The organism is Paenibacillus haidiansis (assembly GCF_036553665.1).
In the GTDB taxonomy this organism is placed as follows: domain Bacteria; phylum Bacillota; class Bacilli; order Paenibacillales; family Paenibacillaceae; genus Fontibacillus; species Fontibacillus haidiansis.
In genome coordinates, this window is the sequence record NZ_JAZHPZ010000001.1 from 829,921 (window position 1) to 842,735 (window position 12,815).

Annotated in this window: 9 protein-coding genes; all 9 read right to left on the reverse strand. The window is 50.9% G+C overall.

Going from position 1 to position 12,815, the window contains the following annotated elements; genetic code table 11:
• Positions 1 to 8: 8 nt before the first annotated feature.
• Positions 9 to 1,052, reverse strand: a complete 1,044-nt coding sequence (locus V3851_RS03900) for a hypothetical protein (protein WP_331845157.1) — start codon at positions 1,050 to 1,052, stop codon at positions 9 to 11.
• A gap of 278 nt (positions 1,053 to 1,330) precedes the next feature.
• The gene (locus V3851_RS03905) at positions 1,331 to 2,140 is read right to left on the reverse strand and encodes an alpha/beta hydrolase (protein WP_331845158.1); all 810 of its coding nucleotides are present in this window, start codon (positions 2,138 to 2,140) and stop codon (positions 1,331 to 1,333) included.
• A 71-nt stretch (positions 2,141 to 2,211) separates the two neighbouring features.
• On the reverse strand, positions 2,212 to 3,723 hold the full coding sequence (locus tag V3851_RS03910) for a glycoside hydrolase family 43 protein (RefSeq protein ID WP_331845159.1): 1,512 nt from the start codon (positions 3,721 to 3,723) through the stop codon (positions 2,212 to 2,214).
• Between the two features lie 2 nt (positions 3,724 to 3,725).
• A complete protein-coding gene (locus V3851_RS03915) occupies positions 3,726 to 5,342 on the reverse strand; it encodes a response regulator transcription factor (protein WP_331845160.1) in 1,617 nt (538 codons plus the stop codon).
• A gap of 121 nt (positions 5,343 to 5,463) precedes the next feature.
• Complete coding sequence (locus V3851_RS03920) at positions 5,464 to 7,203, reverse strand: cache domain-containing sensor histidine kinase (protein ID WP_331845161.1); 1,740 nt, start codon at positions 7,201 to 7,203, stop codon at positions 5,464 to 5,466.
• Between the two features lie 94 nt (positions 7,204 to 7,297).
• A complete protein-coding gene (locus tag V3851_RS03925; protein ID WP_331845162.1) occupies positions 7,298 to 8,143 on the reverse strand; it encodes a carbohydrate ABC transporter permease in 846 nt (281 codons plus the stop codon).
• Complete coding sequence (locus V3851_RS03930) at positions 8,140 to 9,102, reverse strand: carbohydrate ABC transporter permease (RefSeq protein WP_331845163.1); 963 nt, start codon at positions 9,100 to 9,102, stop codon at positions 8,140 to 8,142. Before V3851_RS03930 ends, V3851_RS03925 begins: the two co-directional genes overlap by 4 nt.
• 150 nt (positions 9,103 to 9,252) lie before the next feature.
• A complete protein-coding gene (locus tag V3851_RS03935; RefSeq protein ID WP_331845164.1) occupies positions 9,253 to 11,322 on the reverse strand; it encodes an alpha-glucuronidase family glycosyl hydrolase in 2,070 nt (689 codons plus the stop codon).
• Between the two features lie 77 nt (positions 11,323 to 11,399).
• Positions 11,400 to 12,731, reverse strand: coding sequence for an ABC transporter substrate-binding protein (locus V3851_RS03940; protein ID WP_331845165.1), 1,332 nt, complete (start codon positions 12,729 to 12,731; stop codon positions 11,400 to 11,402).
• Between the last annotated feature and the right edge of the window lie 84 nt (positions 12,732 to 12,815).

Here is a 12,815-nt window from a genome sequence, read left to right on the forward strand (position 1 = left end):
TACTCCTCCTAGCTTGTCTTTAGCTGATGAATAATCTTGGGCAGCAGCCCAAGCTCTTTGGAATGGATTTCATGAATCTTGACGTTTATTCTCGTTAGAATATCTTCGTTATTCGTAAGCGTATACTTAAGAACGGACAGTCTGATATTATCGGCTTGTACCATAATTTCTTGGCAAGTGTCGATCAGCCCCGAATCATTGATGAGCCGGTTTTCATGGAAGTATTTCAATCGCTCCAGCATGCATTTTTTGTGCTCCCATAAGCAATGAAAAGGGCGTATATCCAGCTTCACTCTTTTCTGGGGCAGCATGCCGCAGTACAAACTGATTTGTTCATAGATGTCCATTCCGAATCCCCAGTCTTCGGTCATCAAATGCTGGTTCAAATGGTCCATATGCTCTGTTTCATGATTAAAATCATAATCCGACAGCCTTCCGGCGCAATTTCTTGCATGCAAATAGTCTTCAAACTTAGCAATCACCTTGTTTTTATCGAAAGAATAATCCTGGTTTTGTTTCATTCTGATCAAATTTGAAGAATGAATATTGCAGTTTTTTGAAGCGCATACAAAATCATCGAAGCCGATATCGGATTCCACATAATTCATCTTCTCGTCAAAGCCGGCGATATGGAATCTGCTGCGAACCAGGTCGTATCCGAATATGAATAAATCATGGTTGTTATTAAATCTTTGATACGCAACCCTATTAGGAATATAGAACTCGTCCACAAACGTGTAATAATAATATCCTTCATCAATGCTTGATATGATCTTTCCGCAGATCTCGTGTTCATCCGCCTCGCCTCCACGGTTAAAGTCGCAATCGACGTATTCAAGCCATGGTATTCCCCCGTAGATATTGCCGGCGATGAAGTCGATATTCAGATCCTGCATCTCTCCAAAGTTCAAGTTGCACTTCAGATGAATAAAATTGCTGTGAAACCAGGCAAGCGTTTCCGGATAATTCGCCGTCACCGACAGAGGGTAAGCTCTGTATTGGTACACTCGAATAGGCGGGGACATCGTAATAGGAAGTTTGGCGCTCTTCATTGTGGGTTCCTCTCAAAAATTTGTCTCGAAACTATTAACGCTTCCTTATTAATCCTTCACCTCCTGGAATATACTATTTTGAATTTTTTAACTGACAAGTAACTTTTGCCCTGCCAATATTTTCATGCTATATCCTATGCGCTTCTACTGTCAAGGTAGTTTATGGAAACAATAGCTAAAAATTTAAATAAACGGAATCAAGATATCGACCTTCACAGATAAAAAACCGAACGACATTGTCGTTCGGCTTCCCTGAACCGCCACTTGGCGGACTCGGGCTAATGCGCAGAATCCCGGTCTCCTACGGCCCATTCCAGCGCTTCTCCGATATGGTCGTTCCAGAAATCCCATGTGTGAGCACCCGGACCTTCGATATAGACGTGGTCCACATTCACACGATTCAGATATCCGGTAAACCGCCGATTGACATCCAGCAGGAAGTCCTCGGTCCCGCAGGCCATATAGATATCGGGAATCGGAGACCCGTCTTCCTTCAGACGCGCTACGAGTGCTTCCGGATCCTTGTCGCTCCCCGTCAGTTGATCAAGATCGCCGAAAACTCGCTTAAAGTACTTGTAATCGGCTACGCCGTCGCTATACCCGGGAGACGCATTGGCAATCTTATAGGTAATGAGTGCGGAGGATAACGCAATGATCCGGCCGAATCGGTCGGCGTATTTGAGACCGTTGCGAATCGCTCCATAACCTCCCATGGATAAGCCGCCGATAAATGTATCGGCTCTGTCACGGCTCAGCGGAAACAGCCCTCGCGTGAATTCAACCAGTTCATTCCCCAGGTACTCTCCGTACAATTCCCCTTTATCCTCATCATCTATATAGAAGTGGTTTTCGCCGGAAGGCATAATAACCGCGATATTCAGCCTGTCTGCCAACTCGCGGATCCGGGAAAATACGATCCAGTCCATATTGCTGCCGGAATATCCGTTCAGCAAATATAATGTCTTCATTGAACCGCGTTCCGTCGGCCGATATCCAGGGATGCCCGGGCGGTCCAACGGAATCAGCGCTGTAAAAGGGACTTCTCTTCGCATTGCTGTGGAACTGAAATTCACTTGAATCATTGCCATGGCGCGGCACCTCTCAAATTATTTATTTAAAAACTGTACATTGGCTTGCGGGGCGGGTAATTCACCTTTTATCAGAGTTGTTTGAAATAACGGAAATAATCGAAATCGGCATAGCCACCGGACTGTTTCGTAGCATAATTGAACAAACCGATCCGGTAGCCCATAAAATGATCCAGCGTATATTTCATTTCCAATATCCGTCCGATCCGCTTCCAATTCGCTCCGTCCACCGAGTAGTAAAATTTGGACTGATCCACGCTTTCCCGAAAATCAAACCTGATTTTAAGATGGATTTGGTTTCCTGAAAACGGAATGCTCTCCACGGTTTCCGGTCTTCCCTCTCCATCATTGACACACATGGCGATCTGGAAGCCGCCGCCCTCATCCGCCTCGACGCCGACCGTCCCGAACCCGTTTTGCAGGGCAACCAATCCCGCCCGATCGCCCGGCTTCAAATTTGAGACATCCAGCAATGTCTCCGCACGGCATACGGGACCTTCGGTCCGCTGCGTCAGCGTGTTGCGGGCGCGCAACACGCTGTCCGACAAATTTCCGGTGCGGAGCCGCAGATAGCCCGGGCGTTCCGTAACGGACCATAGCCGGGGATCCGGGTTATGATTCCACTGCCAGTTCAGGGCAAGGCGATTGTCGCCATAATCGAATTCATCGCTGATCACGATCGGCTTTGGACTCGCCTCCGGCAGCTTCGTCTCAAAGACGCGGGGATCTCTTCCGTCCGCTCCGATCACGGGCCAATCATCTTCCCAGGTCATCGGAAGCACCCAGGGAATTCTGCCGACGGCACCGTGATCCTGGAACAACACGGCATACCAGTCGTGATCCGGAGTGTCGACAATTCCCCCTTGAGCCACCCCATTATTTTGATATCCCATATCGTCATCCAGAAGAATTTTTCGTTCATAGGGTCCCAGAAGATCGCGCGAGCGATAACATATCTGTCTTCTCCGGCGATTGCCGATTCCCGGCCACTCGATAAAGAATAAGTAATAATATCCGTTCAGCTTGTAAGCGTGACAGCCCTCGATTCGCAAATTGATTCCTTCCCGTTCGCCTTGGAGCAGCGGTTGATCGATTCCGCCGGGTTTGAGAGCCGTCGCGTCTTCCGTCAGCTCCGTAATCCGGATATCTCCGTTTCCGTAAATCACGAATACGCGGCCATCGTCGAACAACAGACTCGGATCATGGCGGAGGCCGGGAATCACCGAACGCTCCCATTTTCCGTGTTCGATATCCTCCGTTCGATATACATAAAACCGCCCCATGTCGTTACACGAGAAGCAGACATAGTACATCCCGTCCTTGAAGCGAAGGCTGGGCGCCCACATTCCTTTGCCGTATATACCGACTCTGTCGGATAAACGATGAGCATCGTTATCTTCAAGCGTATCGTAAACGTAATTCACGATCTCCCAATCTCTCAAGTTCTCCGATTTCATGATCGGGCACCCGGGCATGGAATGCATGCTGGTGCTGGCCATATAGAATAACGAATCGACCCGGATGACATCCAGGTCCGGCACATCCGCCCAAATCATAGGATTCCTTATGATGGCTCCATTCATTTTTATCTAATCAACTCCGTAGGGTTCATTCCCGTAATTTTCTTGAACAGCGTGCTGAAGTAAGGAATATTTCTGTAGCCGACCCGTTCCGCCACCTCATAGACAAGCATATTCCGTTCCAGAAGCAATTCGCGCGCCTTCTCGATTCGCACCCGGGTGAGGTAAGTATTGAAGGTTTCTCCGGTTATATTCTTAAAAATAATGGACAGATGGTTCCGCGATATATACACTTTATCGGATAACTCGGCAAGGGTAAGGTCCTCCGCGTAATGCTCATGAATATAACCGGTCATGAAATCGACGACCTGCCGGTGTTTGCTGCTCCCTTTCCATTGCTTGCTGCCGCAAATCTTGGTTATTTTATCTTTCAGCCAGTTCGCCAATTGATCAGGTAGGACCAGAGCACTGATCTCCTTGGCAATTTGGTCATGCGTAAACAGTTCTTCCAGCACCATGCCGGATTCGTATAAAGCATAGGCAATGATTCCCCAAAGCTCGCTGGCAAGCATCTGAACATGCACAGGCGATATTCCTGTGCGCTGCTTCAGAGCGGTCATATATTCTTGTACAAGCTGATGCGCTTCAGCTTCCTGCGAGGACTTCATCGCGCTCGCAAGCCTATATGACAATTTGACCGGAAAGAGAGCGACGCTCTCCTGTTCTCCCCCCTGATCCTCCCGGTATAGATATACTTCATAGGCCGAAGCGATTCTCGCCGCTCCCCGGTCTATGGCCCGAAAGGCTTCTTCCGTCGAATCGGAAATCTCCGTCCACGCCTCCTTTAAACCTCCGATCCCTATTCGCGCCGCCAGCTTCAGATAGCTCCCGATACTGTCGGCCAGCCGGATCCCCAGCTCCTCCAGTCTTTTCTCCAGCCGCTCCCCCTCCTCTTCTTGCGGATGAATGATCAATAACGCTCTGGTGCTGTGAAGCTCCGTGTATTCGATATCCGGAAACAGCTTGCGGGCAACCTCACAAGCAATGTTGCTGACCGCAAAGCGAAACAGATTCCAGTCGGATACGGACAAACAGCCTGCCCGCTCGTTGCGGAGGAGATCGATGCCCACCGTCATATGTTTGCGTCCCAGCCAATAACGATAGGACGGCGGAAGATGGATACTGTCCTTATAGGTATGGTCCAGGGTGCCGATCGCCGCGGAGCGGATCCATTCCTTCTTAACGAATGGCTCATACAGCGATATTTTAAACTCTAGCTCCCCCTGCTTTTTTCGTTCCCCTTCTTCTTCCGTAAGCTCCCGGATCACATTGTTTAAAATAGTCGTAAGCGTAGGCAGACTGATGGGCTTGGAGACATAATCGCTGACCTGCAGCCTGAGCGCCTGTCTTGCATGCTCAAAGTCCGAATACCCGCTCAATATGATGATCTTGCCGCGGTAGCCTTCCTTCCTAAGCTGCTCCATCATTTCCAGCCCATTCATGACCGGCATATATATATCCGTGATCACGATATCCGGGCGTGCGGAACGGATCATCTCCAGACCGTCTTCCCCGTTCAAGGCCTCCCCGACCCATTCCGCCTCCAGCTTATCCCATGGAATGGCACGTTTCATTCCCTGCAGCACCTGGCGCTCGTCGTCTACGATTGCGATTTTCCACATATACCTGTTTCAACCTCCTTAAACTCTGCAAGAACCGGCAGCAACGATGAAAGCTGTTTTTCTCCATCGCGAGGAAAGCGCTTACGAATTTTAAACTATCAGCCATATGCTATTTATGTATCTATACATCGGGTTTTGAAGGGGGCTCCGTTAACAGCGGCAGCATGATCTCCACCCTTGTTCCGCCCTCTTCGCGTTCCGTCAATGTAACGCCGTAAGCCTCTCCGAAGTACCCGGCGATTCTTTCTCTCACATTGCGTATGCCGTAGCCTCCCGTATGGCGTTTCTGCTGCCTTTCTACCGGCTGCTTCAGTCCGGCTCCGTTATCCTCGATGATCACCCGAAGCGCATCCCCGGCTTTCTCCATCAGAATGACAACCTCGCCGCAACGCTGCTTGTTAAATCCATGGACAATCGAATTCTCCACGAACGGCTGCAATGTAAGCTTCGGTATGAATAATTCCTGGAGTTCCATAGCCGCCTCAATCCGGTATTCCAAGCCGTCGCCCCAGCGCAGCTGCTGAATTTCCAAATAACATTGAATATGCAACAGCTCATTTTCGATCGTGATAAAGCTATTCCCGTTGGACAATCCGATCCGGAACATTCGGCCCATCAACTCCAAAATACGGCTCAGCTCCTCCTGACCGGCCTCGATCGCCATCCAGTTCAGCTGATCCAGCATATTATAGAGAAAATGCGGATTGATATTGGCCTGAAGCGCTTCGATTTCGGCTTTTCTTTGCTGTTCATGCCGGCGTTCAAGCGAGAGGTAGAGCTCCTCGATCCGCTCGTTCTGCTTGCGGTACCCGGCGAACAGATAACCGAATTCATTCTGGTAATCCTGCGGCAAATCGACCTTGCTCCCGCCAACGGAATACATGCGCATCGCCGTAACAAGCTGCTTGATCGGCTTCGTGAATTGATTGCTGATATAGTGGGTCAGAAGCAATACCAGCAGCACGGCGGCGATACCGATAAGGGCGATCCATTCCGCCAGCTTCAGACTGCTTGAAGTAATCTGGTTCCACGAGGTGAATTCGATCAGCGTCCAGACGGAATTATCCAACCTGGAATAGACCAGCAGCGTATTTGCGGATTTATCAGTCCCCTTGATATGGACATAGCCCGATTTACCGTTTTTAAGATTGATCCACTCGGACCAGTCGCTCTGATCAAGCGGATCGCCGATCTTCATGATCTGCTGCCCTTCGATACTGGCCAGGATTCGATTGGATCCGTCAGAATTGCCGGTCAGCAGCTTCCGGATTTCGTTCGCTTTGATATGTATGACAAGAACGCCCAGATAATCGTCATCGTATACGATTTTTCTGGCGAAGCTAAGCACCGGGACCTCCCCCTGCGAGCTGGGGAACGGATACTCTTGCGACCAGCAAAAATCGTTCTTTTCCAGGCATTTGGAGAACTCACGGTTGTCTAATGTCCCAAAATCCCGAAACTGAATATAGCTTTGCCTTTCGCTCGGGATCGGATTATTCATATAAAGATCAATCCCTTGAATCAAAGGGATGGCATAAGTCAAATTCGCCAGCGCGCTTTCTACGGCTACGCGTCTGCGGTGGCGCTCGAATTCGTCCTGCCTGTTCAGGAGAAAATCGATCAGCTCGGTGTCGCGTGAACTGGACAGAGAAATCTGCTCGATCATGACGAGCCGGGTTGAAATTTCATTATTCAGTTCATCCAGCAGCTGCTGCTGGTAGTGAGAGGTGGTCTCTACGAGCGCTTTGGACGAATTGGAGTAACTTGTCCATGCGATGACGGCAATCACCACAATGAGCACGGCGGCAAAACTATGAAAGAAAAGACGGTCGATCCTGAATTTTTTAAAAGGATTGGTCAAAGGCTTATCTTCCTTTCCGATTCAGGCGAAATAAACGGTAAAACGGCGAAGGGAGTTCGACGTTTTACCGTTTCGGACAGATGCTTTCTACATATTATCCTTTAATTCCCGTAGTCGCAATCCCTTCCACGAAGTACTTCTGCAGGAACATAAAGATGAGTGTTGCCGGCAGAACGGAGACCAGCGACATCGCGAGTAATTGTCCCCACTCCTGCGCGGATTGGGAATCGTTGATCATCCGCAGCGCCAGGCCGACCGTGTATTTCTCAACCGTATTCAGATACAGGAGATGCCCCAGGAAATCGTCCCAATTCCACAGGAAGCAGAAGATCATCACAGTGACGATTGCCGGCAGGGTAAGAGGAATAACGACCCTCCAGTAAATGCCGAACCAGGAGCAACCGTCGATTTTGGCCGATTCGTCCAGCTCTCTGGGGATACCGCGTATGAATTGAATCAGCAGGAAGACGAAGAAGGTCCCGCCGGCCCCGCCCGCAAGCATATGAGGAACAATGAACGGAAGATACGTATTTACCCAGCCCAATTGATAGAACAGGGCATATTGCGGGATAATCAGCACCTGAGCCGGCATCATGAGCGTCAGCATCAGGATGGAGAACCAGAAGCCCTTCAGCGGAAAATCAAGCCGAGCAAATCCGAAGGCTACCAATGTGCAGGAGATCAGGGTCGTCGCGATGACGGCAATTTCAAGCCCGAAGGTGTTGAGATAAAAGTCCGTAAACGTATGACCCGGAATGGAGTTCCAGCCCTTGACGTAATTGCTCCATTGCGGAACGGCCGGGAATATCCCGGGTGAAGTCAGCTCGGTGCTGTGCTTCAGCGAAGCTCCGATCCACCACAGAACCGGATATACCATAATGAAGCTGAACAGGATCATGAACACATGACGGATAGCCGGCTTCCATTTTGGCTGTGTCATTTCCCTTTCCCCCTTCCGGATTCGGTTTCATAGAATACCCAGTATTTTGAAGAGTAGGAGATGAGAATCGTTGCCAATACAATCATGACCAGCATGATCCAGGCCAGTGCCGAGGCATACCCCAGTTCATATCGGCTGAATGCCCTTTCATACAAATACAAGGCATACACATAAGTGGCGTTCATCGGCCCGCCGTTCGTAATGACGAAAGCGGAGGTAAACATCTGGAAGGCGCCGATGACGCCCATAATTAAATTGAAGTAGAGAATCGGCGAAAGCATCGGCAAGGTAATCTTGAAGAATTGGGTCACCTTGTTCGCCCCGTCAACCGCGGACGCCTCGTACAGGTCATTCGGGATCTGCTTTAGTCCCGCCAGGAAAATGACCATGGTGGAGCCGAACTGCCAGACCGTCAGCAGGATCAGCGTACCGAGCGCTGTATCGGGACTTGTAATCCAGCCCTTTCCTTCCAAACCGAAAACTCCGATGATCTTGTTGAAGATCCCGTCGACCCCGAAAATGTTGCGCCAGAGCAGGGAGACCCCGATACTGCCGCCGATCAGCGAAGGGAAATAAATCGCCGTGCGATAGATGCTTATTCCTCTTACCGCCTTTCTTAGGATCATAGCGACAAACAGGGCGGCGATAAGCTTCAAGGGAACCGAAGCCAGAACATACGTAAAGGTAACCTTCACGGAATCAACGAATTTCGGGTCCGCGGTAAAGATCCGCTCATAATTGCGGGTACCGATCCATTCGATCGGCTGCATCAAGGTATAATTGGTGAACGAATAGTACAGGGACAAGAATAACGGATATGCCGTCAGTGCAAAAAAACCGATCAGCCAGGGCGAGATAAACAAGTAGCCCGTAAGCGGAGCGCTCCATCTGCCTCGAAAGAAGGGCCTTTTATTGGGCTTCGCGGCGGATCGGGTAACGGCGGCTGTAGTACGGTTCATAGGCGGTCACCTCTTATGTATCGTTATGGTATAGATTAAGTATACAGTCGGTACAATTCGCGCTAAATGAGAGCAATGCTCGAATTCTTTCAAAATATAACGATAAAAAAGGAGCGGTATCCACCGCCCCTCCCAATAAATAATGCGACGTCAATAAATCGTTCTTCCCCGCTCGTCGGCAATGCCGCTTTTCCGGAAGAAATACGTATTGATTCGGTCCCGCCACTCCTTGGCGTGCTCGGCCTGCTCGGCAAGACGGTCCGCGACCTGTCGGAATGCCTCTTCGTCCATATGCTCTTTTACCCGTTCCCAGGCTGCCAACAACCGTTCCGCTCGCTCGGCGCCTTCAAAGTGGGTATCGTAAATATGCTGAATCACGGTTTTGCCGGAATGAAGCGGATGGGTATAGGGAACATGGTGGAAGAAGAGCAGCAATTCGTCGGGACAAGTCGCCGGCGACTCGTACATTTCCCTATTTGGACCGGCATATTGAGATGTATACCCGGTTCCGGTCGCCGTCGTGCGGTCGACTCCAATGCCATGGCAATCCGCATAATGATACGTCCCCCATGGCGAATATTCGTATCCCTCCACATTGGGTCCGTAATGGTGATCCGGGTTGACCATAAACCCGACGCCCAGCGGAGCCGTATAGGATTCGTATATCTCCCATGAACTCATAAGCATGTCTTGAATTATCCCGTAAAGCGGCTCACGGTTGCCATAGGTCAAGGTAATCCATTCCCCGGCGATCTCCTCGGAGGATAGCTCCGGATTCCAGGCCAAACGCCCGTAGCCGTATAGATTTGCCTGGGCTAGCGGGTGTCCCGTCCAATTGGTGTCGTCTCCGATATTGGAGACGGCGGCGAAGCCGCTGTAAGGATTGCCATGAACCGTTCCGTCCACTATGCGTTTGACGGGAGTCCCCATCCCTTGAAGATGGGTGTCGAAATCCAAAATCTCTTTCCACTGGGGGACCAGATAGCAGACATGCCGCTGCTGCCCGGTATACTCCTGGGTAATTTGAAATTCGATCATTTGATTCGTCCGCGGCATGGCCCCAAGCAATGGAGAAACCGGTTCCCGCACCTGAAAATCGATCGGACCGTTCTTGATTTGCAGGATGACATTGTCCATAAAGCTTCCGTCCAGTTGCCTGAAATGATCATAGGCGGCTCTCGCCCGGTCCGTAGTGCGATCGCGCCAGTCCTGCTTGCAGTTATACACGAAACAGCGCCAGATCACGATGCCGCCGTATGGCTTCAAGGCCTCGGCCAGCATATTGGCGCCGTCGGCATGATCCCGGCCGTAGGTGAACGGCCCCGGCCGGTGCTCCGAATCGGCCTTAACCAAAAATCCGCCGAAATCGGGAACAGCGGCGTATACGTTGGAGGCCGCCAAGCGCCACCATTCGCGGACGTCCGAAGCCACCGGATCCGCCGTCGGGAGGCCGCCGAGCTCCATGGGACTGGCGTAGTTGATGCTTAGGAACAATTTAATGGCATAACTCCGGAAAATCTCCGCCAGCTTAGCAACTTCCGGCAGAAATTCGGTCAAGAGGCGGCTCTCCACCCGATGAACATTTACATTGTTAATCGCGATCGCATTAATACCGCAAGAGGCAAGAAGCCGGGCGTAATCCTTAATGCGTTCAAGATTCCCCGTTATCCGGTTGTTTTCGAAAAAAATCGATTTCCCGGCATACCCCCGCTCCACACTCCCATCCATATTGTCCCATTGGTTGATCATACGCAGGGGATTGACGGGATTCTCAACCAGGCTTAAACGATCGGCGGCACCGCCTGCACCCATGATTCGCAGCAAGTGAAATACACCATACAACAGGCCCGCGGAGGTCGCCGCACCGACAGCAATGTTACGGGTAAGGCTGTCCGTTTGAATGGCAAAGCCTTCCGCTTTGACGGCACGGGCTGTATCGGCATCGATAGCCTGGTCTATCGCTTTGCTTGCGCCAAAGATTCCGAGCAGGATGCAAGGCGTAGATACCGCATCTTCGGTAATGGAAACGGATCTGCCGGTGATTCCCTTCAGGCCGTCCGACAGCTCATCGACTGCAGAACGCATCACCTCATCCTGCACCGATGCGACAATATGATGATATTCTGTAAACCGTTCATCATTTGTTCCCCGATCGGCCCGGCGGTATTGCAGCCAAGCCTCATACCCATTCCCAGGGTGATACGCAAAAGAAGTGCTCATCCAAAATCCCTCCTGTGCTCCCATCTCCAATAATTTTAAGGCCCAGGACAAGACAGTCCCGGGCCTTCATCCTTGGATTATTTTTCGTAAGATTGCGCGGCTTCCTTCAGTTGTTCAAAAGCTTGCTCCGGTGTAACTTTTTCAAACATGAGCTGATCGCGAACCAGCACCCAGTCTTTGTCGATAAAGTTCGTCCAGCCGCCTGCTCCGGCCGACCATTTCTGGCCATCCGGCTCCGTGGCGCGCAGAAGTCCCAAGCCGACCTTATCCAATTCGCTCATCCCCGCTTCCAGGGAAGCGGCGATATCCTTATTGGCCGGCAGCCCGCGGAAGGTTTGCAGGATGTCCGCCGCCTCCTGGCTGTTCACGAACCAGTCGACGAATTTCTTGGCTTCTACGGCATACTTGGAGTTATTGGTAACGGCCAGGAACATGGACGGTTTCAGCCATCCGCCCGCCTCTTCGGCGCGAGGCATCGTCACAAGCGCATAAGCGCCCGGTTTGATGCTGTCCCAAGTACCCAGGTTGTTGGAGAAGCTGTAACGCATCAACACTTTACCCGCCGCCATCAAGTCCATTTGCGGATCATTTTCTTTATCGGACGCATTGACGTCTGCCGGCGGAACCAATCCCTCCTTGCGCAGCTCTTCGAATTTCGCCGCCCATTCCACAAAGGTGGCTTGATCGACGTTGAAATGGCCGTCATCCGTGATAACCTGCCCTTTTCCCTTGGCGTATTGGTACGCCGAATACACAAAGTAATTGCCGCCGTAATCCAAAGAGAAATATTGCCCCTTCGGAAGTTTGGATTTGGATTCCTTGGCTAAAGCGAAAAAGTCATCCCAGGTCCAGCCATTTTGCGGATTGGCAATTCCGAGCTTATCCATGGCCGCTTTGTCATAGACCATCCCGAAAGCGACCGAGCCCAGCGGCATGGCATACTGCTTGCCGTTAAGCTGTCCACCGGACAGCAATTTCTCATCGAATTTGCTTACATCGACCTCAGGCGACAGATCGATCAACTGATCGCGGGACATCCAGTCCGGCATCCAGCCCGGATCGAGCTGAACGATATCCGGTGCGTTTTTGGCCGCGGCCTGCGTCGACAGCTTATCCAAGTATCCGTCCATACCGGAATACTCCGGTTCGAATGTAACATTCGGATTGTTCTTGGTGTACAAATCCAACGCGGCCAACGTAGCCTCATGGCGCGGCTGGGAACCCCACCACATAATACGCAGCTTGACCGGCTCGTTGTCTGACGCCGTCTGTTCCGTCGGCGCATTGTTGGCAGGCTTTGCGGTGGATGCGGCATTGTTTCTGGTCTCTCCGTTTCCGCCGCAGGCAGCCAGGATTCCTATCAAAGCTGTCACTGCCAAAATCGAAAGAGAACGCTTCCATACGAACATCTTTTAACCCTCCTACTTCTGCTCAGGATTGTCATACTTCATCGTAATAGTAACATTAAAGAAATGCAGTTTATATGAGGGTGA

What these genes read in the sequence shown, in the direction of transcription:
- V3851_RS03900 (WP_331845157.1), bottom strand. Translation starts at nt 1,052, where the DNA reads ATGAAGAGCGCCAAACTTCCTATTACGATGTCCCCGCCTATTCGAGTG.
- V3851_RS03905 (WP_331845158.1), bottom strand. Translation starts at nt 2,140, where the DNA reads ATGGCAATGATTCAAGTGAATTTCAGTTCCACAGCAATGCGAAGAGAA.
- V3851_RS03910 (WP_331845159.1), bottom strand. Translation starts at nt 3,723, where the DNA reads ATGAATGGAGCCATCATAAGGAATCCTATGATTTGGGCGGATGTGCCG.
- V3851_RS03915 (WP_331845160.1), bottom strand. Translation starts at nt 5,342, where the DNA reads ATGTGGAAAATCGCAATCGTAGACGACGAGCGCCAGGTGCTGCAGGGA.
- V3851_RS03925 (WP_331845162.1), bottom strand. Translation starts at nt 8,143, where the DNA reads ATGACACAGCCAAAATGGAAGCCGGCTATCCGTCATGTGTTCATGATC.
- V3851_RS03930 (WP_331845163.1), bottom strand. Translation starts at nt 9,102, where the DNA reads ATGAACCGTACTACAGCCGCCGTTACCCGATCCGCCGCGAAGCCCAAT.
- V3851_RS03935 (WP_331845164.1), bottom strand. Translation starts at nt 11,322, where the DNA reads ATGAGCACTTCTTTTGCGTATCACCCTGGGAATGGGTATGAGGCTTGG.
- V3851_RS03940 (WP_331845165.1), bottom strand. Translation starts at nt 12,731, where the DNA reads ATGTTCGTATGGAAGCGTTCTCTTTCGATTTTGGCAGTGACAGCTTTG.